Consider the following 20,117-nt stretch of genomic DNA (forward strand, 5'->3'; position numbering starts at 1 on the left):
TCGCATTTTAACCCACCCACTTCGTTGTGTCCCCTGTCCCCTGGAGGTCCCCATGTTGACCCTGTCCCCGCGCCGCACGGCGCTTGTGTTGATCGATCTGCAGCACGGCATCACCGCCATGCCGCTGCAGCCCATCCGTGGCGAGGAAGTCGCGGCCCGCGGCATCGCCGCCGCCGCCCGCTTCCGCCAGGCCGGCGCGCAGGTCGTGCTGCTCAATGTCGATTTCGGCGCGGACATGGTCGATGCGCCGCGCCAGCCGGTCGACCGCCCGCTCGGCGGCGGTCCGCTGCCGGCCGACTGGTCGCAACTGCACGACGGCCTGGTCCAGCCCGGCGACCTGCGCGTGACCAAGCGCCAGTGGGGCGCCTTCACCGGGACCAGCCTGGAGCAGCAGCTGCGCCGCCGCGGCATCGACACCATCGTGCTGGGCGGGATCGCCACCAACTTCGGTGTCGAGTCCACCGCGCGCCACGCCTGGGAGCTGGGATTCTCCGTGGTCGTCGCGCCGGATCTGTGCGCCAGCGTCTCGGAGGAGCTGCACCGGATGACGCTCGAACACGTGCTGCCGCGCGTGGCGCGCATCGTCCCCAGCGACGCGCTGCAGCTGCAGGCCTAGCGGCATCGCGAACGCTGGTCCATGGGAGTCGCGCCGGGGAACGCGGCGCCCCATGGCGCGCCTGGGTGAGGTGCGTTGCGGCAGGGCCTGCGGGCCGCAGCGCAATCGCGGCAGCTGGACGTTCCTCCTGGCGGGACGTTTCGGCTCGGCATCGCTGGGCGCGGTCGACGGCCAGGCGCAGGATGTGCGGCATCTTCCGGCGAGCGAGCGCGTGCGATGACCGATCCCTTGGCCTTGGTGGCGCCCGGCGCCATGGGCGCGGCGCTCGGCGCGCGTCTGGTGGCGCACGGCGTGCCGGTGCTCACCGCATTGGAAGGCCGCAGCGCGTCCAGCCAGGCACGCGCCGAGGCCGCCGGCCTGCGCGCGGTGGCCACCGGCGAGCTGATGCAGGCGCGCTGGTTCCTGTCGGTGGTGCCGCCGGCGCAGGCGATGCCCCTGGCGCGGGCGTTCGCGGGCTGGTGCCAGGGCGTGGCGCGGCCGCCGGTGTTCGTCGACCTCAATGCGATCAATCCCGACACCGCCGCGCAGGTGCAGGCGGTGATCGAGGTGGCGGGCGCGCGCTTCGTCGACGGCTGCATCCTCGGCTTCCCGCCCAAGGGCGATGCGCCCGGCCCGACCATTTACGTGTCCGACGATGCGACGGAGCTGGCCACCCTGCTGGAAACGCATGGTCTGCAGGCCCGCACGCTGCGCGGCGGCGTCGGCGCGGCCAGCGCGCTGAAGATGGCCTACGCCGGGATCAACAAGGGCGTGGCGCTGCTGGGCGCCGCCATGGCCCTGGCGGCGCAGCGCCACGACGCCGGGGAGGCCCTGCGCGCGGCGCTGGGGCAGACCCATCCCGCGCTGCTGGCGCAGCTGGACCACGGGCTGCCGGACCTGCTGCCCAAGGCGCGGCGCTGGGCGCCGGAGATGGAGGAGATCGCCGCCTTCATCGGCCCGGATCGGCCCGAGGCCGCGATCTACACCGCACTGGCCGCGCACTGCCGCGCGCTGGCCGACGACCTGGACGGTGCAGGCGAGGCGGCCGCGGTGCTGCGTGCCTTCCCCGCGTCGGGCGTGCGCTGACGGCGCGGGGCTACAGCAGCGCCCACACCAGCTGCAGGATGGCCCACAGCGACACCACCCAGATGGCCGAACGCAGGTAGGGAATGCCGATCACGTACACCGGCAGGTAGGCCAGCCGCGACCAGAAGTACAACTGCGCGGCCAGCGCCGTGTGCGGGCTGCTGCGGTCCAGTGCGACCACGGCCAGCGCCGCGGCGGCGAAGAACGGGAAGGTCTCCAGGAAGTTCGCACTGGCACGCTGTGCCCGCGCGGGCGGGCCGCGCAGTGGTTCGGCCGGGGCGTCGCGGTTGCCGGCGTTCCAGGCCACGCCGCGCTTGGCGGTGACCAGCGCGGCGGCCAGCAGCACATAGGCCAGGCCCAGCAGGATGGACCAGCCCAGCAGCTTCAGTTCGATCGGCATGGGGCGACTCGGCGCGTTCGGGAGAGCGGGCAGTGTCCCGCATCGGCATGTGAACGGCCGGCGGCGAGGCGCTGCGGGGCTCGGAAAGCGGCGCGGCCACGGGGCGCGGCTCCAGCGCACGCGCCCAGGCAGCGCTGGAGCCGCTTGGGGCCGAACTCGCGCTGGTCTGGTCCACGCCGTTGGCCAGGCGCGCCAGCGGATCAGTGACAAGTCGTCGTGCAGGTCCTGGTCCGCCCGCCCGGGCGCTTCGCGGAACGTGGTCTCCGCACCGCGAAGCGCCACGCCCAGACACCATGACGCGCCTCAGGGCGACGCGCATGGCAGCATGCGCCCCCATGACACAAAGCCGATTCACCACGGTCCATGCCGCCCTCGGCCTGCTTTGCGTGCTGCTGGCCGGCTGCGCGACCCAGCCCAAGGCGCCGCAGCGTCACCCTGACGCGGTGCGCGCCGAGATCGTGCGCAAGCTGCCGGCCACGCTGCCCGACGCGCAGGGCTGGGCCGACGATGTGTACGTGGCGCTGACCGCCCAGGGCATCGAACCCAGTACCGAACACGTGTGCGCGGTGCTGGCGGTGGCCGAGCAGGAATCCACCTACCAGGCCGATCCGCCGGTGCCCGGGCTGCCGGCGATCGCGCGCGGCGAGATCGACCGCCGCGCGGCGGCGCTGCACGTGCCTGGGCTGCTGGTCGATGCGGCATTGCGTATCACCTCGCCCGACGGGCGCCGCTATGCCCAACGCCTGGCCGAGGTGCGCACCGAGCGCCAGCTCAGCGAGCTCTACGAGGACTTCGTCGGCATGGTGCCGCTGGGCGGCAAGCTGTTCGGCGGGCTCAATCCGGTCCGGACCGGCGGGCCGATGCAGGTGAGCATCGCCTTCGCCCAGGCGCACACGCGCGGCTATCCGTATCCGCTGGATGCCGGCGTGCGCCACGAGGTGTTCACCCGGCGTGGCGGGCTGTACTTCGGCACCGCGCATCTGCTGGGCTATCCGGCGCATTACGACGCGCTGCTGTATCGCTTCGCCGATTTCAACGCCGGCTGGTACGCCAGCCGCAACGCCGCCTTCCAGGCCGCCGTCAGCCGTGCCTCGGGCGTCAAGCTGGCCCTGGACGGCGACCTGCTCCGGCCCGGCGCGGGCATGGACGATCCCGGCGCCACCGAACGCGCGGTGCGCGCCCTTGGCCCACGCCTGGACATGGACGACGGCCAGATCCGCCGCGCGCTGCAGCAGGGCGATGCGCTGGCGTTCGAGGACACCGCGCTGTACGCGCGCGTGTTCGCGCTGGGCGACGCGGCGGCCGGGCGGCCGCTGCCGCGTGCCGTGCTGCCCGGCATCCGGCTGGAAAGCCCCAAGATCACCCGTCAGCTGACCACCGCCTGGTTCGCCGACCGGGTCAATGCGCGCTGGCAGCGGTGCATGCGCCGCTGAGCTGGTCGCGCCGAGCGGTCAGCGAAAGCGGACAGGCTGCCGCCCGCGTGGCGGCCGCCCCGCCAGGCGCCCCTATGATGCGGCGTTCCCCTCCGCCATCGCCACGCAGGCGCGCGCCGCGCGCATGCGCAAGCCCGCCATGACCCCGCTTCCGCCCGCCGTGCCGCCGCAGCTCGATGCCATGCTCCAGGCGCTCGAACAGGCGCTGCCGGCGCTGGTGGCTTCGCATCCGGCACCGGGCGATTTCTGGAACGCGTTCATGCAGCGGCTGGACGACATCGAGGCGTGCGCGCCGCCGGAACTGGACCTGACGCCACGACTGAACGCGATGCTGGCCCCGCACGGGATGCGGATCGCGCTGGCGGACTGAGCGCGGCCGGCGCGCCGCCTGGGGCCTGGCCGCGAGGCGGAGCCCGCAGCCTCCCGATGCAGGGGGCAGAAGGCGCTAGGCGCCTGCGTTCGCGGAAGCGACGGTTGCTCGCGCAAGCCTGCGCGCCTGGCGCATGACCTTCGTCACTGGGCGCGACCGCCGTGCGCGGTGAGCATCGCGGTCATCGATCCGCAGCGGACACCAGGGCATCCCCATGAGCGCAGGACAGGGTTCGGCAGGCAACGTCATCGCCGCCATCTGCAGTTTCTTCATCCCGGGACTGGGCCAGCTGTTCCAGGGCCGGTTGATTTCCGCGGTGCTGTGGTTCGTGACCGGCTGCGTGGCCTTCGCCATCACCTGGCTGATCACGCTGTCGCTGCTGCCCTTCGGCTGGTTCATCATCAGCGTGCTGTCGTGCATCAACGCGGCGGTGTACCGCCGCGCGCCCTGAATCGGAGCCGCTAGCGCGGCGCGGCTTCGAGCAGCTTCACCAAGCTCCACAGCGTGTGGTTGACCGGCGTGGCGACGCCATGGTGCCGGCCCAGCCGCACGATGGTGCCGTTGAGGTGATCGATCTCGCTGGGGCGGCCGCGCGCCAGATCCTGCGCGGTGGACGAGCGCTGGCCGGCCATGTTGCGGGCCAGGCCGTACGTGGCGTCCCACAGATCGTCCGGCAGGGCGATGGACGCAGCCGCGGCCACCGCCACGCATTCGTCGAAGGCCGCGCGCATCGTGTCCTTGACCTCCGGTACCTGCGCCAGCACGCCGTAGGGCTGCTGCGAGATGGCCGACAGCGCGTTGTAGCAGCAGTTGATCACCAGCTTGGCCCAGAGCGCCGCGTCCACCTGGTCGGAGACCTCGGTCGGGATGCCCGCCTGCGTCAATGCCGCGGCCAGCGCGGCGCTGGAGGGGCCTGCGCCGAGCACCAGTTCGCCGCGGCCGTGGTGGCGCACGTGCGCCGGGCCGGCCATCTCGGTGCCGACGTAGACCACGGTAGGAATGACGGTGCGCTGCAGCGCCTGCGCCAGACGCGCGGCGTTGTCCACGCCGTTCTGCAGGCTGAGCACCTGGGCCTGCGGCGCGAGCCAGGGGGCGAGCGCGACGCCGGCCGCCTCGGTGTCGCCGGACTTCACGCAGCACAGCACCAGCTCGGCCTCGGCGGCCGCCGAGGCATCGGTGCTGGCCTGCAGCGCGACCATGCCGTCGAACCTCGCCGATTCCAGCCGCAGGCCATGCGCCCGTACCGCCTCGACCAGCGGCGCGCGGCCGATCAGCGTCACCGCATGTCCGGCGCGCGCCAGCATGGCGCCGTAGTAGCAGCCGACCGCGCCGGCCCCCATCACCGCGATCCGCATCGCGCGGCCTCCTCATCCTGGAAAGCCACGGACTTTAGAGCGTGTCAGGGAGCGAGGTAAGAGCGCCTGCCGGAACCCGCTGTTCCCGCGAAGGCTGAGGCCGGTGGCGCCGGCACGCTCATGGTCATGCGAAAGTCGCTGAGGTCCCCGCCTTCGCGGCAACGACGAGCGTGGGAGCTGCGGTGGCTCAAGGCGCTTGAGCGCTGGAACACGCGCGATCCGCTCTCCCTTTCGCCGGAGGCGGGAAGAGGGCCGGGGAGGTGTCGCCGTTGCCGGCGCTTTCGCTTCGTGCCGACTGCAGGCAGGCACAAGCACAAAAGCCCCTTCTCCAGCCTTCCCCTGCGCCGCGCGCAAAGGGAGCGCTCCCACCTGGATCAAGCCAAACCGCAGGGGCGAGCGGCCGGCGCTACCCACAAGCTGCGCCATCCGTCACGGTCCGCGCATGGGCACTGGCCCGCTTCCTGTCCGTCGTGTCAGTTTCTCCCGTTCCTGCCCCACGCGGGCGTCATCCGGAGCAAGCCGCATGGGGTCGGACAAGGATCGCCTCGCCGCCATCCAGTCCCTGCGCGCCGTCGCCGCGCTGATGGTGGTCCTGCATCACGCGCGCAATCCGATTCCCTGGCTGTGGAACCCGCTGGCGCATTACGAGGCCTTCGCCTCCGGCGTGGACATCTTCTTCGTCATCAGCGGCCTGATCATGTACGTGGCCGCGCGCGACGAGCGCTGGGGCGAGTTCATCGGCAAGCGGGTGATCCGGGTGGTGCCGATGTACTGGATCGCGACCTTCGCCCTGCTGGCGATCGAGGTCGCCCGCCATCTGGCGCCGCTGGACGCCACGCAGCTGTCGCATCTGCTGCGGTCGTTGCTGTTCATCCCGCACGAGAGCCCGGACAAGCCCGGGCAGCTGTATCCGCTGCTGGCCGTGGGCTGGACGCTGAACTACGAGATGTTCTTCTACGCGCTGTTCTGCATCGGCATCGTGCTCAGGCGCGTGGTGGCCGTGCCCACGGCGCTGATCCTGGCACTGGTCGCCGCGGGCGCGCTGGGCGATCTCCACGGCCCGCTGGCGCGCACCTACACCAGCCCGCTGCTGCTCGAGTTCCTGTGCGGGCTCTGGCTGGGCGTGCTGTATCGCCGCGGCCACGCCGATCGCCTGCCGGGCTGGCTGCTGCCCGCGGGGCTCGTGGGGTTGCTGCTGGTGCCGACGGTGTCAGGGGAGGGGCTCGCGCTGGCCGGCCGGATCGTGTGCGGCGTGGCGGTGGTGGCCGGCGCGATCGGGCTGGGGGCGCGTGCGCCGCGTTACGCGCTGCTGGAACGCCTGGGCGACGCCAGCTATTCGGTCTACCTCACCCACACCGTGGTGGCGCTGCTGCTGGTGCAGGCGCTGTGGGCGCGCATCCCGCTGCAGGGCCCGCTGCAGCTGGCGGGCTACCTGCTCACCGCGCTGGGGGTGAGCGCGCTGGTCGGACTGGCGAGCTACCGCGGGCTTGAACGCCCGCTCACCCGCTGGTTGCGTAGGACCTGGACGGAGCGGATGGCCCGACGCAAGTCCGCCTCTTCCGGAGCGGCCGCGGAGAGCCGCTAGCGCGGCCCACACGCACCCTTCGCTCCCGCGAAAGCAGGAACCGGTGGTTTCATGCTGAAGGCCGACGTCCTTGGATTCCCGCTTTCGCGGGAACGAACAGCGCTTCATCGGCAGGGTTCAGCAGCGCGCGGTCGCGCCGTCTCGGGCTCACCAGCCGTAGAGCTTCCAGTACACCGGCGAGATGTCGCCGCGGTTCGGGTCGCTGGAGCGGTCCAGCTTGCCGTCGCCGTTGTCGTCGTAGAGGTAGTAGGCCGGGCCGCGACTCGGGGTGATCTTGACCATGCGCAGCGCGCCGGCCACGCGGTACTCCTGGATGACGTCGCCATTGTCCTCGGTGCGCACGGCCACGTCGGCGTCGGGCAGGTCCATCTCGGTCAGCTCCTGGCCACCGTGGCGCGCGCCGCCGCCGCTGGCGCAGCCGGTGAGCAGGATCCCGCCGCTCAGCAGCAGGCAGGTCAGGATAGGCATCAGGCGCTTCATGGCGGCATCTCGCGGATGGGGACGGGGAGATTATCCGCCTGCGCGCATGCGATCGGGTGACGGCCGGTGACGCGGGGGCGCGGCGTAGAATCCGCACATGACAAGACTCGTCCTGATCGATGGTTCCAGCTACCTCTACCGCGCCTTCCACGCGCTGCCGCCGCTGAGCAACGCGGCCGGCGAACCGACCGGCGCGCTGTTCGGCGTGGTCAACATGCTGCGCGCCACGCTGAAGGAGCGGCCCGAGTACGTCGCCTTCGTGGTCGACGCGCCCGGCAAGACCTTCCGCGACGACCTGTACCCCGAGTACAAGGCCAACCGCGCGGCGATGCCCGACGACCTGCGGGCGCAGGTCGAGCCGATGATGAGGATCGTCCACGCGCTGGGCATCGACATCCTGCGCGTGGAAGGGGTGGAGGCCGACGACGTGATCGGCACCCTGGCCGTGCAGGGCTGCCGCGACGGGTTGCAGGTGACCATCTCCACCGGCGACAAGGATTTCGCCCAGCTGGTGCGCCCGGGCGTGGCGCTGGTCAACACCATGAGCGGCAGCCGGATGGATTCGGACGCGGCGGTGATGGACAAGTTCGGCGTGCGCCCGGACCAGATCGTCGATCTGCTCTCGCTGATGGGCGACACCGTGGACAACGTGCCCGGCGTGGAGAAGTGCGGCCCCAAGACCGCGGCCAAGTGGCTCGGCGAATACGGCACGCTGGACAACGTCATCGCCAACGCCGGCAGCATCAAGGGCAAGATCGGCGACAACCTGCGCGCGGCGCTGGAGCGCCTGCCGCTCAACCGTGCGCTGGTGACCATCCGCACCGACGTGCCGCTGGAAGTGACCGCCCAGGACCTGGCGCTGCGCGAGCAGCACGTGGACGAACTGCGCGAGCTCTACGCGCGCTATGGCTTCAACCAGGCGCTGAAGGACCTGGACGGCGGCAGCGTGGCGGTGCCGGTCGCGGAAAAGGAGCCGGGCAGGGCGCGCGGCACGGGTTTCAGCGCCGCGCCCGCGCCGGTCACCGCGCCCGATCTCGATCCGGCGCTGTCGGCCGCGGGCGAATACGAGACGCTGCTGACCACCGGGCAGCTCGACGCCTGGATCGACACCCTCAAGGCCGCCGGCCGCTTCGCCTTCGACACCGAGACCGACAGCCTGGACCCGATGCAGGCCAACCTGATCGGCCTGAGCTTCGCCGCCGAAGTGGGCAGGGCCGCCTACCTGCCGCTGGGCCACGACTATCCGGGCGCGCCGGCGCAGCTGTCGCGCCAGGACGCGCTGGAGGCGCTGCGTGCGCTGCTGACCGATGCGGACGTTGAGAAGATCGGCCAGCACGGCAAGTACGACCTGCATGTCATGCGCCGCCACGGCGTGGAAGTGGCCGGCTACACCCAGGACACGCTGCTGGAGAGCTTCGTGCTCAACTCCGGCAGCGCCCGCCACGACATGGACAGCCTGGCCAAGCGCTACCTGGGCTACGACACGGTCAAGTACGAGGACGTGTGCGGCAAGGGCGCCAAGCAGATCCCGTTCTCGCAGGTGTCCCTGGAGGACGCCACCCGCTACGCGGCCGAGGACGCCGACATCACCCTGCGCCTGCACCAGGTGCTGTCGCCGAAGCTGGCCGCCGAGCCGGCGCTGGACTCGGTCTATCGCCACATCGAGATTCCGCTGGTGCCGGTGCTGGCGCGGATCGAGGCCAACGGCGTGCGCGTGGATGCCGACGAGCTGCGCCGCCAGAGCGCCGACCTGTCCAAGCGCATGCTCGCCGCCCAGCAGAAGGCGACCGAACTGGCCGGGCGCAGCTTCAACCTGGATTCGCCCAAGCAGCTGCAGGCGCTGCTGTTCGACGAGCTGGGCCTGCCGGCGGTGGTCAGGACGCCCAAGGGCCAGCCTTCGACCAACGAGGAGGCGCTGGAGGCCATCGCCGACGCGCACGAGCTGCCGCGCGTGATCCTGGAGTACCGCGGCCTGGCCAAGCTGCGCAGCACCTACACCGACAAGCTGCCGGAGATGATCCATCCGCAGACCGGCCGCGTGCACACCAGCTACCACCAGGCCGGCGCGGCGACCGGGCGCCTGTCCTCGTCCGATCCGAACCTGCAGAACATCCCGATCCGCACCGAGGACGGCCGCCGCATCCGCCGCGCCTTCGTCGCCCCGCCGGGGCGCAAGCTGGTGGCCTGCGACTACTCGCAGATCGAGCTGCGGATCATGGCCCACCTGTCCGGCGACCCGGGCCTGGTCGGCGCGTTCGACTCCGGCGCCGACGTGCATCGCGCCACCGCGGCCGAGGTCTTCGGCCGCAGCATCGACCAGGTCACGCCCAACGAGCGCCGCGCCGCCAAGGCGATCAACTTCGGCCTGATGTACGGCATGAGCGCGTTCGGCCTGGCGCGCCAGCTGGGCATCGGCCGCGGCGAGGCCCAGGACTACATCGCCCTGTACTTCAGCCGCTATCCGGGCGTGCGCGACTACATGGAGGCCACCCGCCAGCAGGCGCGCGAGCAGGGCTATGTCGAGACCGTGTTCGGCCGCCGCCTGTACCTGGACTACATCAACGCCGGCAGCCAGGGCCAGCGCGCCGGCGCCGAGCGCGCGGCGATCAACGCGCCGATGCAGGGCACCGCGGCGGACATCATCAAGCGCGCGATGGTCAGGGTGGACGAGTGGCTCGCCGACCATCGCGACAGCGCGCTGATGATCCTGCAGGTGCACGACGAACTGGTGTTCGAGGCCGAGGTCGACTTCGTCGACACGCTGACCGTGCAGGCGCGCAGCCTGATGGCCGGAGCGGCCACGCTGGCTGTGCCGCTGGAAGTCGATTGTGGCGTCGGTGACAACTGGGACGAGGCGCACTGATTCGGCGGATTCGGCGCATTGATACGGCGAAGCGGCGGCGCATCTTCATGGAGGAGCGGCGTGCCGCCTCAGCAAACTTCCGGCGCACAAGGACGCCGCGAAAACAGCTGGTTACATCGCATTTTTGAGATAACGGGAAATTAATTTCAGAACTGACCAGTTTATGATCTGAATAACCCCTAAATTCAACGGGTTTTTAACTGGATCCTTCACGATCTATCCATGTTGGGAGTGCTTTCATAGCCCTCGACAGATGCAAGGTCTGTCGCGGATCGTCCTCCCATCCCCTGGGGGCGATCTCTGGTACGAAGAGCCCCTCCCCAGGCTCCCGTACCCTGGCCCCGCCGAGCCCCCCCTGCTCCGCGGGGCTTTTTTATGCCCGCTCGCCGGAGTGTGCTGGAACGAAGCCGCCGTCGTCATACACGTCTGCTCGAAAAGCTTGCTCCGCCACGCAGACTCGAATCGTCCGGACGCGGCTCCCCGGCCCGGTCCGCCCTCCTGGCCGACTCGTCGCTGCGGCCCATCCCTGGTCCACGCTGCGCGCCCGCCGGAGCGCTGCCCTTCCAGAGTCCAAACGCCTTCCTGTCCGCAACCCGAAGACCCGACCGGCGCGACAGGTTTTCGGCGACACTTCGCGCCTGCCGGTCGAGTCTCTTCGTGGTGTGGTGCGCATGCTGCCGTTCCCTTCCTGTCCGCTGTCCCGTCCGTCATGCGCGTGCTGATCGTCGAAGACGACGCGGCCATCGCCGAGGCCGTGGTGGCCGCGATGCGCCAGCAGGGGCACGCGGTGGATCACCTGGCCGATGGCGCCCGCGCCGACCTGGCGCTGCGCGACACCGAGTACCAGCTGCTGGTGCTGGACCTGGGCCTGCTGGGGCCGATGGACGGCGTGCAGGTGCTGCAACGCCTGCGTGCGCGGGCGGCGACCACCGCGGTGCTGGTGATCACCGCGCGCGAGGGCCTTGAGGATCGCGTGCAGGTGCTGGACCTGGGCGCCGACGACTATCTGGTCAAGCCGTTCGCGCTGAAGGAGTTCGAGGCGCGGGTGCGCTCGCTGCTGCGGCGCATGGTCAGCCAGGGCGCGCCCGAACTGCGCCTGGGCCAGCTGCGGCTGGACCTGGCCGGGCACCGCGCCTGGATCGGCGAGGACGCCCTGGAGCTGACCGCGCGCGAATTCGGCCTGCTCGGCGCGCTGGCCACGCGCACCGGCCGTGTCGCCAGCCGCGCGCAGCTGGTGGAGGTGCTGTGCGGCTGGGACGCGGACATCAGCGACAACGGCCTGGACATCGCCATGTACCGCCTGCGCCGCAAGCTGCAGGGCAGCGGCGTGGGCGTGCGCACCATCCGCGGCCTGGGTTACCTGCTGCAGGAGCAACAGGACGCGGGCGATGACGCCTAGGGCCTGCCGGGGCGCCGATGGCAGGCCCTAGCCCGCATCCCAGCCTGCGCCGGCGGCTGGTGCTGTGGCTGGCGGTGCCGATGCTGGTGCTGCTGGCGCTGGACGCCGCGCTGACCTATCGCGTGGCGCTGCACTACGCCAACCGCGCGCACGACAGCAGCCTGGCCGACGACGCGGTCACCCTGGCCGAGCTGCTGCGGCGCGAGCCGCAGTCGCACGCGCTGTCCCAGCAGGCGCAGTTCCTGCTGCGCTACGACCCGAACGGGCCTAACTACTTCGCGGTGATCAGCCGTCGCCACGGCCTGCTCTACGGCGACAGCGGGCTCGGCAATACGCGGATGCCGGTGCCGGGGGCCAGGCCGGTGCTCTACAAGGGCTTCCACGACCAGCACCATCTGCGCATGGCGACCATCGGCCTGGCCTCGCCGTACGAGGCCGGCGACACGCTGGCCGTGACCGTGGCCGAGACCCTGCGCGAGCGCCACCGCAGCGCGCGCGACGTCCTGCTGATGACCTTGCCGTTGCAGGCCGCCCTGATCGTGGTGGTGCTGATGCTGGTCTGGGTGGGCGTGGATCGCGGGCTTGGGCTGCTGACGCCGTTGACCCGGCGCCTGGCCGAGCGCGAACAGGCGCTGGCGCCGGTTACCGAGGCCGACGTGCCGCGCGAGATCCTGCCGCTGACGCGCGCGCTGGACGCGCTGTTCATGCGCGTGCGCGGGGCGATCGCGCTGCAGGAGCGCTTCATCACCGATGCCGCCCACCAGCTGCGCACGCCGCTGGCGGGCCTGCAGCTGCATGCCGAGCGGGCGATGGCGGCGCAGGACCCGGCGCAGCTGCAGCAGTCACTGGCGCACATCCTGGCGCAGACCGCGCGCGCGGCGCGCGCCTCCAACCAGCTGCTGGCGCTCAGTCGCGCGCAGGCCCCGCATCCGGGCGGAGAGACGCTGGAATCGCTGGCCCTGGACCGGCTGGTGCCGCACGCGGTGGCCGCGCGCGTGCCCGAGGCGCTCGATGCCGGCCTGGACCTGGGCTATCAGCCCCCGGAGGCGCCGGTACCGGCGATCGTCGGCGAAGCGCGCGGGGTCCAGGAGCTGCTCGACAACCTGATCGACAACGCCCTGCGCTACGCCGGCGCGGGCCGCAGCATCACCGTCGGCGTCTGCGCCGGGCAGGCGTGGGTGATCCTCAGCGTGGAAGACGACGGCCCGGGCGTGCCCGATGCGCTGCGCGCGCGGCTGGGCGAGCGCTTCTTCCGGGTGCCCGGCGCCGGTGGCGAGGGCACCGGGCTGGGGCTGGCCATCGTGCAGGGCATCGCCAGCCGCCATCAGGCCGAGGTGGCGTTCCTGCGCGGCACGCAGGGCGGGCTGCGGGTGGAGGTGCGCTTCCCCGTGGCGCCGCGGCCGGACACGGCGACCGATCCGGTCAAGCACAACCCGGCGTAAACCTCGCCGCCACCCCGGCCTGGACGAAAGCCAGCGGAAAACCTCGCGTGACACCCTGCCGGCCTCTTCCGCGAGGTGGCACGTGATCCGTTCAAGCGAATTCTTCTTCGAAGGGGGCCGCGACGGCGTTCTGCTGATCCACGGCCTGACCGGCACCCCGGCCGAGATGCGCCGGGTCGGCACCGGCCTGCACCGCGCCGGCTTCACCGTGCACGGGGTGCAGCTGGCCGGCCACTGCGGCGACCTGGACGACCTGCTGGCCACCGGCTGGCGCGACTGGTACGCCAGCGTCGAGCAGGCCGCCGACGCGCTGGCCCGGCGGGTGGACCGGGTGTTCGTGGCCGGGCTGTCGATGGGCGCGCTGCTGGCGCTGGAACTGGCCAGCCAGCGGCCGGAGCGGGTGGCGGGCGTCGGCGTGTACGGCGCGACCTTCGTCTACGACGGCTGGAACATCCCGTGGACGCGGCATCTGTCGTTCCTGCTGCCGCTGTTCAAGGCCACCGGCATCGGCCGCGACCGCATGTTCATGGAGGAACCGCCGTACGGGCTGCGCGACGAGCGCCTGCGCGCGCAGATCAGCGCGGCGATGCAGGGCGCGGACAGCAGCGTGGCCGGACTGCCCGGCAACCCGTGGCATTCGCTGGCCGAGCTGCGGGCGCTGGCCGCGCGCGTGCGCCGTCATCTGCCGCAGGTCACCGCGCCGTGCCTGGTGGCCCATGCCACGGAGGACGACGTGGCCAGCCTGCGCAATGCGCAGTGGGTGCTGGACGGGGTGTCGGGACCGACCGAATTCCTGTCGATGCATGACAGCTACCACATGCTGACCCTGGACCGGCAGCGACGCCTGCTGACCGATCGCACGGCGGCGTTCTTCCAGGGCATCGCCCAGCCGCACGCGGCGGTGCCGGTGGCCGCCGGCGTGCAGCGCCTGCACGAGGCGCTGGCATGAGCATGACGGTGGCCCTGCTGTGGCTGCTGACCGTGCTGGTGGATACCGGCGGCCAGTTGGCCTTCAAGGCCGCGGCGGTCGATGGCGGTGAGGCCGACGCCAACCTGGCGCGCTGGCGGCACCGGCTGGCGCGGCCGTGGCTGTGGCTGGGCATCGCCTGCTATGTAGTGGAGTTCCTGGCCTGGGCGGCGTTCCTGTCGCTGGTGCCGCTGTCGCGCGGCGTGCTGCTGGGCTCGGTCAACATCCTGGCGCTGATGCTGGCCGGGCGGCTGTTCTTCGGCGAGCGGCTGACGCCGCTGCGGGTGGCTGGCATGGGGCTGATCGGCCTGGGCGTGGCGGTGGTGGGAGTGGGCGGATGAACCGGCTGTACGTGTTCGGCTTTCCGCTGCTGATGGCGTTCGACACGCTGGCGCAGCTGTCCTTCAAGCTCGCCGGCGATCATGCGCTGCCGCTGGAATGGGGTCTGCCCTGGCTGCAGCGGCTGTTCGGCCAGCCGTGGATCTATGGCGCGATCGTGGGCTACATCGGCGCCTTCTTCACCTGGATGACGCTGCTGGAGCGCGCGCCGATCGGCCCGGCCTTCGCCGCCTCGCATCTGGAGGTGGTCAGCGTGCTGCTGGTGTCGGCTTGGCTGCTGGGCGAGCCGATCACCGCCGTGCATCTGGTGGGCGCGGCGCTGATCCTGGCGGGCGTGGCCTGCCTGGCGCGTGCCGAGACCCAGGTCGTCGAGACCGCCGGTGCTGCCGCGGCGTGAGCTGCCGCCGACGGCGGGGCTGCCGCTGCGCTGGACCGACCTGCTGCCTGGCGATGCCGGGCTGGAAGCGCGGCTGGCGCAGCTGTTCGGCCTGCCCGCGCCGCTGCTGACCTGCTCGGGCACCGCGGCGCTGGTGCTGTCGCTGCGTGCGCTGCGGCGGTTGGCGCCGACGCGTGATGAGGTCGTGGTGCCGGCCTACACCTGTCCGCTGGTGGCCATCGCGGTGCACGCCTGCGGGCTGCGCCTGCGCGTGTGCGAGCTGCGCGAGGCGTCGTTCGATCTCGACCCGGCCGCGCTGCGCGCCCTGTGCGGGTCGCGCACGCTGGCCGTGCTGCCCACCCACCTGGCCGGGCGCGTGGCCGACGTGGCCGATGCCGAACACGCGGCGCGGGCCTGTGGCGCCTGGGTGATCGAAGACGCGGCCCAGGCGCTGGGTGCGCGCGTGGACGGGCGCAGCGTCGGCCTGCGGGGCGACATCGGATTCTTCAGCCTGGCCGCGGGCAAGGGCCTGTCGCTGTACGAGGGCGGCCTGCTGGTCAGCGCCGATCCCGCGCTGCGTGCGTGCCTGGCCGAGGAAGCGGCGCGGGTGCCGTCGAATCTGGCCTGGGAGCTGCGCCGCAGCGCCGAGCTGCTGGGGCTGGCGCTGGCCTACCGGCCGCGCGCGCTGGCCCTGGCCTATGGCCTGCCGCTGCGGCGCGCGCTGGAGCGTGGCGATCCGGAGGCGGCGGTGGGAGATGTGTTCGGGCCGGACATTCCGCTGCACCGCGTCGGCGCCTGGCGGCGCATGGTCGGCGTGCATGCCAGCGGGCGGCTGCCGGCCTTCCTGCACGCCGCGCGCGATCGCGCCCTGGCCTGGAAGCGGACCCTCGAGGCCGTCCCCGGTGTGCAGGTCTACGACGACCGCCCCGGCGAGCGGGGCACCTGGCCGGTGCTGTGGCTGCGCCTGCCCGACCGCGCGCGACGCGACGCGGCGCTCGAACGGCTGTGGACCGCCGGCATGGGCGTGAGCCGCATGTTCATCCACGCCTTGCCGGATTACGCCTATCTGAGTGACTGCGTGCCGCAGGCCGAGGTGCCGCAGGCGCGCGCGTTGGCGGCATGCGGCCTGACCATCGGCAACGGCCCCTGGCTGGACGATGCCGCGCGTGCGCGCATCCTGGACGTCCTGCGCCGCGGTACCGCGCCGTAGGCGGGCGGCCGCGCCGCTCAGGCGGCCGATGCGGCGGCGATCAGCGGCAGCAGCGCCTGGTTCAGCGCGTGCTGCCCGGCCTGCCAGCGCGGCAGGACCTCGGGATCGGGCGGCTGCTGGCCGTCCAGGGCGGAGAGCAGTCGCTTGAAGGGCTGGCGATAGCGATGGTGCGAGATCTCGCCGGTGATGTCGCTGGCCACGATCAGCGCGCGCAGCTGCGCGATCAGACGCTGCGCATCGGCCAGCCTGAAGCGGCCCTGGTCCCAGTTGGTGCGCGCCACGTCCTCGGCGAACACGTCCTTGTCGATGGACAGGTACACCGGCAGCGCGGCGTCGGCGCGTGCGGCGAATGCGTCCAGCAGGCTGGCGCTGTCGGCGAAGCCGTGCACGGCATGGTCGCAGCCCAGCGCGCGCGCCCAGCGCGTGTCCACGTCCAGGCACCAGTAGTGCACGCGTCCGGCGCGCAGCGGGCCGAGCACGTTCTCCCAGCAGTGGCGCGTGCCGGCGTCGGCCGAGCACAGGCCGACCATGTGCACGCGCGCCACCTGCGGCAGCGCCGCCACGCGCCGCACCCACGATCCGCAGTGCACGCCGAAGGGATAGCGCATGTTGTCCGGATGGTTGTCCAGCACCACCACCTGCAGCGGGCCGCCATGCCGCGCCGCCGCCTGTCGCACCAGCGGCCAGGTCAGGTGGTGGAAATCGCCGCTGCCCAGCATCACCGTGCCGTGCGCGGTCTCCAGGGCCGGCCGCAGCTCGCGGGCCAGCCGTTCCAGCGTGGCCACGCCGCAGCCGAAGCGCACCGCGTCCTGCCAGTCGCGCAGCGGCAGCACGCGCGCGCCCGGCAGCGGCCCGACCGCGCCGTCCAGATCCAGCACCAGCGGCGCCTTCATCCGGCCGCCTCGGCCTGCGGCACGGTGCCGGCCTCGTGTTCGAAGCGATGCGCGTGCCGGCGCAGCAGGCAGCGCAGCAGGGCATTGCGTGGATAGACCGCGTGCCGGGTAGGGGTGAGGCGCGCGCCGAGATAGCGCTTGATCTCCGGATCCGTCCAGCCGGCCACGTAGTGGCTCAGGCCGTGGCGGCGGGCATGGTCGAGATTGTGCATCCAGCTGACCGCGTACAGGTTGTGCTGGCGCGCCTGCGGATAGGCCAGGCCGATGTACTTGTCCACCAGCATGCCGGCGTGCTCGTAGCACAGGTTCCAGCCGATCAGCGCATCGTCGTGGTAATAGGCGAAGACCCGACCGCCGCTGCCGCCGTCGCGCAGCAGGCCGTCGAGGAAGGCCCGGTCGAGCTGGTCGAAGTGGATCTGGCTCTGCGCGTAGACGTTGAGGTACAGCGCGTAGTACGCCGCGCGCACGTCAGGATCGTCGAAGCAGGCCGCCCCGGTGTGCAGGCATTCGATGCGCAGGTCGGCGCGCGCGCGCAGCTTGCGGCGGATGTCGCGGCGGCGGCCGGAGGACAGGCGCGCCAGATAGGCGTCCTCGTCGGCGAAATCGATCGGGACCCACGCCAGCTGCATGCCCTGCATCAGCACGAAGCCGCGTTCGGCCAGGGCCTGGGCGAAGGCCGCGGCGCGGCGGTTGCCGTGCAGGTCCAGCAGGGGCGAATCGTCCGGCAGGTCCTTGACGATCAGCAGCGGCGCGCGGCGCGCCTGCGCCAGCACCTCGTCGGCCAGGGCGTCCAGGCTGCCGGTGAGCGGCAGCGGGGCGTATTCGGTGGCAGTGCAGCCGATGAAGCAGGCCGGCCACGCCAGCAGGCGGCGCCAGTGGCGATAGCCGGGCAGGCCGGTGACGCGCCGGCGCAGCGCATCGTCGGCGGTGGTCAGCAGGTCCAGGCGGGCGCGGAACAACGGCAGGCCGCTGGACAGGCGTTCGGCCTGGAAACCAGGTGGCGGATGGGCCAGGAAGCTGTCGAGCAGGGCATCGGGCTCGAGCTGGGTGCAGGAGTGCATGGCGGCTCCGCGAAGCACCGGCCGCTGCAGGCGGCCGGTGCCGGTGGGGGATCAGACGGTCTGCTTGGCCTTGGTCAGCGCCTGGTCGATCAGGGCGATGGCCAGGTCGATCTCCTCGTGGGTGATGTTCAGCGAGGGCGCCAGGGTGATGACGTTCTTGTACCAACCGCCCACGTCCAGGACCAGGCCGATCGGCTTGCCCTTGTGCGTGAGCTCGCCGCCCAGGCCGATGTCCACCATCCGGTCCAGCAGCGCCTTGTTGGGCGTGAAGCCATCGGCCTCGCAGATCTCCGCGCGCAGCGCCAGGCCCAGGCCGTCGACATCGCCGATCTCCTTGTGGCGCTTCTGCAGTTCGCGCAGGCCTTCGAGGAAGTGCGCGCCCTTCTCCGGCACGGTGCGCTCGTAGTCCATCTCGTAGCCCATGCGGATCACTTCCAGCCCCAGCGAGGTGCCCAGCGGGTTGGAGTTGAACGTGGAATGGGTCGAACCCGGCGGGAAGATGGTCGGGTTGATCAGCTCCTCGCGCGCCCACAGGCCGGACAGCGGGTTCAGGCCGTTGGTCAGCGCCTTGCCGAACACCAGCACGTCCGGGGTCACGCCGAAGTGCTCGATCGACCACAGCTTGCCGGTGCGCCAGAAGCCCATCTGGATCTCGTCGACCACCATCAGGATGCCGTACTGGTCCAGCACCTTCTTCAGGTCGCGGAAGAAGTTCGGCGGCGGGATCACGTAGCCGCCGGTGCCCTGGATCGGCTCGACGTAGAAGGCCGCGTATTCGGCCTGGCCGACCTTGGGGTCCCACACGCCGTTGTATTCGGTCTCGAACAGGCGCGCGAACTGGCGCACGCAGTGGTCCGAATACTCCTCCGGGCTCATGCCCTTGGGCCGGCGGAAGGGATAGGGGAAGGGGATGAACATCGCGCGCTCGCCGAAGTGGCCGAAGCGGCGGCGATAGCGGTAGCTGGAGGTGATGCTGGAGGCGCCCAGGGTGCGGCCGTGGTAGCCGCCCTCGAAGGCGAACATCAGGCTCTTGCCGTTCTTGTAGTTGCGCACCAGCTTGAGCGAGTCCTCGATGGCCTGCGCGCCGCCGACGTTGAAGTGCACGCGGCCGGGCAGGCCGAACTTGCCTTCCACGTCCTGGGCGATGGTCTTGGCCAGCTGGATGCGGGTGGGGTGCAGGTACTGGCTGGCGACCTGCGGCAGGGTGTCGATCTGGTGCTTGAGCGCGTCGTTGAGGCGCTTGTTGGAATAGCCGAAGTTGCAGGCCGAGTACCACATCTGCAGGTCCAGATACGGCGTTTCGCCACTGTCGAACATGTAGCTGCCTTCGCAGCGATGGAACACCTTGGGCGGATCGACGTAGTGCACGGTGTCGCCGAAGGAGCTGTAGCGGGCCTCGTCGGCCAGCAGCTGGGCGTCGTCCTCGATCGCCGGGGCGAGGGTATGGAGCAGGTTCATTGGCAGTGTCCGTTCGCAGCAGGAGGGGAGCCGCCGCATCAGGCGATGGCGGCAGCGGGGGAGAGGGCGGGGGCGTGGCGGGTCAGTTCGCCCGATTCGAGCGCGGGCAGCAGCGCCAGCGCCTCGGCGAAGCCTTCGATGGCGCTGTGTGGCAGCGCGTGGTCGCGGCAATGGGCGATCAGCTTGCGCTTGGCGAACACGTAGTCGGCGCGGCCGGCCACGCAGAAATCCGAGGTGCCGTCGCCGACCAGCAGCACCTGCCCGTTCGGCGTCTGCCGGCGCGCCTGCGCGGCGCGCGCGCACTTGCAGGTGCCGGCGCCGCAGCTGGGCGCCTGATGCGGCGAGTCCAGGTTCCAGCGGCGTTCGCCGACCGGATGGAAGCGGTTGGCGTACAGCGGCAGCGGTGACACGCCTTCGCGCGCCAGCAGCAGGCGGATCGGCAGATCCAGGCCGTCGCTGACGATCTCCAGCGGCCAGCCGCGCGCGGCCACCGCCGCGGCGAAGGCCGGGAAGGCCGGATCGATGTCCAGGTCCGACAGGTGCTGCTCGAACTGGGCCGCGTCCATGTCCAGCAGGCCGACCTGGCCGCGCATGCAGGCGCGCGAGCCGATGCGGCCGGCCAGCCAGTCGTCTTCCAGCGCTTCCCAGCCGGGACGGCCGAAGCGCTGCAGCAGGGTGTCGATGGTGTCGCGCAGTCCGATGGTGCCGTCGAAATCGCACAGCACGGTCCAGCGCAGGGGGACGGAACGAAGAGACATGAGGCACGGGCGCGGTTCGAGGTGGCGCCACGTTAGGCAGCGGACCT

At 71.5% G+C, this 20,117-nt stretch carries 21 protein-coding genes; 14 read left to right on the forward strand and 7 right to left on the reverse strand.

Translation table 11 applies throughout. The annotated features are described in order from the left end of the window. The first annotated feature begins 52 nt into the window (after positions 1-52). From LAJ50_RS01265 to LAJ50_RS01275, 3 genes are read left to right on the forward strand one after another with little or no spacing between them, the layout of a single operon-like run. Positions 53-616: a hydrolase gene (locus LAJ50_RS01265; RefSeq protein ID WP_130551192.1), complete on the forward strand. Its 564-nt coding sequence runs from the start codon at positions 53-55 to the stop codon at positions 614-616. A gap of 52 nt (positions 617-668) precedes the next feature. Next, a complete protein-coding gene (locus LAJ50_RS01270; RefSeq protein WP_224096428.1) occupies positions 669-836 on the forward strand; it encodes a hypothetical protein in 168 nt (55 codons plus the stop codon). After that, entirely contained in the window at positions 833-1,681 is an 849-nt protein-coding gene (locus LAJ50_RS01275) for an NAD(P)-dependent oxidoreductase (RefSeq protein WP_138653774.1), read from the forward strand. Before LAJ50_RS01270 ends, LAJ50_RS01275 begins: the two co-directional genes overlap by 4 nt. A gap of 10 nt (positions 1,682-1,691) precedes the next feature. On the opposite strand, the gene LAJ50_RS01280 is transcribed toward LAJ50_RS01275, so the two are convergent. Beyond that, positions 1,692-2,081: an MAPEG family protein gene (locus LAJ50_RS01280; protein ID WP_138653772.1), complete on the reverse strand. Its 390-nt coding sequence runs from the start codon at positions 2,079-2,081 to the stop codon at positions 1,692-1,694. Positions 2,082-2,416: 335 nt separating this feature from the next. Between LAJ50_RS01280 and LAJ50_RS01285 the strand changes: the two genes are divergently transcribed. From LAJ50_RS01285 to LAJ50_RS01295, 3 genes are all read left to right on the forward strand, one after another. Further along, positions 2,417-3,514: a DUF1615 domain-containing protein gene (locus tag LAJ50_RS01285; RefSeq protein ID WP_138653770.1), complete on the forward strand. Its 1,098-nt coding sequence runs from the start codon at positions 2,417-2,419 to the stop codon at positions 3,512-3,514. A gap of 124 nt (positions 3,515-3,638) precedes the next feature. Further along, positions 3,639-3,884, forward strand: a complete 246-nt coding sequence (locus tag LAJ50_RS01290) for a hypothetical protein (protein WP_138653768.1) — start codon at positions 3,639-3,641, stop codon at positions 3,882-3,884. A 214-nt stretch (positions 3,885-4,098) separates the two neighbouring features. Further along, a complete protein-coding gene (locus tag LAJ50_RS01295; protein ID WP_130551187.1) occupies positions 4,099-4,335 on the forward strand; it encodes a hypothetical protein in 237 nt (78 codons plus the stop codon). 10 nt (positions 4,336-4,345) lie between these two features. Here the strand turns inward: LAJ50_RS01295 and LAJ50_RS01300 are convergent, their stop codons facing one another. Further along, entirely contained in the window at positions 4,346-5,239 is an 894-nt protein-coding gene (locus LAJ50_RS01300) for a ketopantoate reductase family protein (RefSeq protein WP_138653766.1), read from the reverse strand. A 523-nt stretch (positions 5,240-5,762) separates the two neighbouring features. Here LAJ50_RS01300 and LAJ50_RS01305 point away from each other — a divergent pair. Further along, positions 5,763-6,824, forward strand: coding sequence for an acyltransferase (locus tag LAJ50_RS01305; protein ID WP_171044620.1), 1,062 nt, complete (start codon positions 5,763-5,765; stop codon positions 6,822-6,824). A gap of 147 nt (positions 6,825-6,971) precedes the next feature. On the opposite strand, the gene LAJ50_RS01310 is transcribed toward LAJ50_RS01305, so the two are convergent. Next, positions 6,972-7,292 (reverse strand): DUF2782 domain-containing protein, encoded by a 321-nt coding sequence (locus tag LAJ50_RS01310; RefSeq protein ID WP_171044619.1) that lies wholly within the window; start codon positions 7,290-7,292, stop codon positions 6,972-6,974. 109 nt (positions 7,293-7,401) lie between these two features. Here LAJ50_RS01310 and polA point away from each other — a divergent pair, with 109 nt between their 5' ends. The 7 genes from polA to LAJ50_RS01345 all read left to right on the forward strand — a co-directional run bounded on the left by polA (position 7,402) and on the right by LAJ50_RS01345 (position 15,900). Beyond that, complete coding sequence (gene polA, locus LAJ50_RS01315) at positions 7,402-10,167, forward strand: DNA polymerase I (protein ID WP_138653762.1); 2,766 nt, start codon at positions 7,402-7,404, stop codon at positions 10,165-10,167. Positions 10,168-10,876: 709 nt separating this feature from the next. Continuing rightward, positions 10,877-11,566 carry a response regulator transcription factor gene (locus tag LAJ50_RS01320; RefSeq protein ID WP_130551183.1) on the forward strand — a complete coding sequence of 230 codons (690 nt, stop codon included), beginning with the start codon at positions 10,877-10,879 and terminating at the stop codon, positions 11,564-11,566. Positions 11,567-11,583: 17 nt separating this feature from the next. Continuing rightward, positions 11,584-13,008: a sensor histidine kinase gene (locus tag LAJ50_RS01325; RefSeq protein WP_138653760.1), complete on the forward strand. Its 1,425-nt coding sequence runs from the start codon at positions 11,584-11,586 to the stop codon at positions 13,006-13,008. Between the two features lie 82 nt (positions 13,009-13,090). Further along, positions 13,091-13,957: an alpha/beta fold hydrolase gene (locus LAJ50_RS01330; protein WP_138653758.1), complete on the forward strand. Its 867-nt coding sequence runs from the start codon at positions 13,091-13,093 to the stop codon at positions 13,955-13,957. Further along, positions 13,954-14,316, forward strand: coding sequence for an EamA family transporter (locus LAJ50_RS01335; RefSeq protein ID WP_138653756.1), 363 nt, complete (start codon positions 13,954-13,956; stop codon positions 14,314-14,316). The genes LAJ50_RS01330 and LAJ50_RS01335 overlap by 4 nt, the downstream gene beginning before the upstream one ends. Then, on the forward strand, positions 14,313-14,711 hold the full coding sequence (locus LAJ50_RS01340) for an EamA family transporter (RefSeq protein ID WP_138653754.1): 399 nt from the start codon (positions 14,313-14,315) through the stop codon (positions 14,709-14,711). The genes LAJ50_RS01335 and LAJ50_RS01340 overlap by 4 nt, the downstream gene beginning before the upstream one ends. Next, positions 14,695-15,900, forward strand: coding sequence for a DegT/DnrJ/EryC1/StrS family aminotransferase (locus LAJ50_RS01345; protein WP_138653752.1), 1,206 nt, complete (start codon positions 14,695-14,697; stop codon positions 15,898-15,900). The genes LAJ50_RS01340 and LAJ50_RS01345 overlap by 17 nt, the downstream gene beginning before the upstream one ends. A gap of 17 nt (positions 15,901-15,917) precedes the next feature. Here LAJ50_RS01345 and LAJ50_RS01350 read toward each other — a convergent pair whose 3' ends face one another. From LAJ50_RS01350 to LAJ50_RS01365, 4 genes are read right to left on the reverse strand one after another with little or no spacing between them, the layout of a single operon-like run. Next, a complete protein-coding gene (locus LAJ50_RS01350; RefSeq protein ID WP_138653750.1) occupies positions 15,918-16,793 on the reverse strand; it encodes an arginase family protein in 876 nt (291 codons plus the stop codon). Then, a complete protein-coding gene (locus LAJ50_RS01355) occupies positions 16,790-17,854 on the reverse strand; it encodes a GNAT family N-acetyltransferase (protein ID WP_138653748.1) in 1,065 nt (354 codons plus the stop codon). The genes LAJ50_RS01350 and LAJ50_RS01355 overlap by 4 nt, the downstream gene beginning before the upstream one ends. Before the next feature lie 51 nt (positions 17,855-17,905). Then, positions 17,906-19,312 (reverse strand): aminotransferase class III-fold pyridoxal phosphate-dependent enzyme, encoded by a 1,407-nt coding sequence (locus tag LAJ50_RS01360; RefSeq protein WP_138653746.1) that lies wholly within the window; start codon positions 19,310-19,312, stop codon positions 17,906-17,908. A 38-nt stretch (positions 19,313-19,350) separates the two neighbouring features. Then, a complete protein-coding gene (locus tag LAJ50_RS01365; RefSeq protein ID WP_138653800.1) occupies positions 19,351-20,049 on the reverse strand; it encodes an HAD-IB family phosphatase in 699 nt (232 codons plus the stop codon). Between the last annotated feature and the right edge of the window lie 68 nt (positions 20,050-20,117).

Source organism: Pseudoxanthomonas sp. X-1 (genome assembly GCF_020042665.1).
Taxonomy (GTDB): domain Bacteria; phylum Pseudomonadota; class Gammaproteobacteria; order Xanthomonadales; family Xanthomonadaceae; genus Pseudoxanthomonas_A; species Pseudoxanthomonas_A spadix_A.

Bases quoted from the DNA above. Each gene is read 5' to 3' on its own strand.
- LAJ50_RS01270 (WP_224096428.1), top strand. From the start codon at position 669: ATGGCGCGCCTGGGTGAGGTGCGTTGCGGCAGGGCCTGCGGGCCGCAG.
- LAJ50_RS01310 (WP_171044619.1), bottom strand. From the start codon at position 7,292: ATGCCTATCCTGACCTGCCTGCTGCTGAGCGGCGGGATCCTGCTCACC.
- LAJ50_RS01360 (WP_138653746.1), bottom strand. From the start codon at position 19,312: ATGAACCTGCTCCATACCCTCGCCCCGGCGATCGAGGACGACGCCCAG.
- LAJ50_RS01265 (WP_130551192.1), top strand. From the start codon at position 53: ATGTTGACCCTGTCCCCGCGCCGCACGGCGCTTGTGTTGATCGATCTG.
- LAJ50_RS01340 (WP_138653754.1), top strand. From the start codon at position 14,313: ATGAACCGGCTGTACGTGTTCGGCTTTCCGCTGCTGATGGCGTTCGAC.
- LAJ50_RS01280 (WP_138653772.1), bottom strand. From the start codon at position 2,081: ATGCCGATCGAACTGAAGCTGCTGGGCTGGTCCATCCTGCTGGGCCTG.
- LAJ50_RS01355 (WP_138653748.1), bottom strand. From the start codon at position 17,854: ATGCACTCCTGCACCCAGCTCGAGCCCGATGCCCTGCTCGACAGCTTC.
- LAJ50_RS01300 (WP_138653766.1), bottom strand. From the start codon at position 5,239: ATGCGGATCGCGGTGATGGGGGCCGGCGCGGTCGGCTGCTACTACGGC.
- LAJ50_RS01320 (WP_130551183.1), top strand. From the start codon at position 10,877: ATGCGCGTGCTGATCGTCGAAGACGACGCGGCCATCGCCGAGGCCGTG.
- LAJ50_RS01335 (WP_138653756.1), top strand. From the start codon at position 13,954: ATGAGCATGACGGTGGCCCTGCTGTGGCTGCTGACCGTGCTGGTGGAT.
- LAJ50_RS01350 (WP_138653750.1), bottom strand. From the start codon at position 16,793: ATGAAGGCGCCGCTGGTGCTGGATCTGGACGGCGCGGTCGGGCCGCTG.
- LAJ50_RS01275 (WP_138653774.1), top strand. From the start codon at position 833: ATGACCGATCCCTTGGCCTTGGTGGCGCCCGGCGCCATGGGCGCGGCG.
- LAJ50_RS01285 (WP_138653770.1), top strand. From the start codon at position 2,417: ATGACACAAAGCCGATTCACCACGGTCCATGCCGCCCTCGGCCTGCTT.
- LAJ50_RS01290 (WP_138653768.1), top strand. From the start codon at position 3,639: ATGCGCAAGCCCGCCATGACCCCGCTTCCGCCCGCCGTGCCGCCGCAG.
- LAJ50_RS01325 (WP_138653760.1), top strand. From the start codon at position 11,584: ATGGCAGGCCCTAGCCCGCATCCCAGCCTGCGCCGGCGGCTGGTGCTG.
- polA (WP_138653762.1), top strand. From the start codon at position 7,402: ATGACAAGACTCGTCCTGATCGATGGTTCCAGCTACCTCTACCGCGCC.
- LAJ50_RS01305 (WP_171044620.1), top strand. From the start codon at position 5,763: ATGGGGTCGGACAAGGATCGCCTCGCCGCCATCCAGTCCCTGCGCGCC.
- LAJ50_RS01295 (WP_130551187.1), top strand. From the start codon at position 4,099: ATGAGCGCAGGACAGGGTTCGGCAGGCAACGTCATCGCCGCCATCTGC.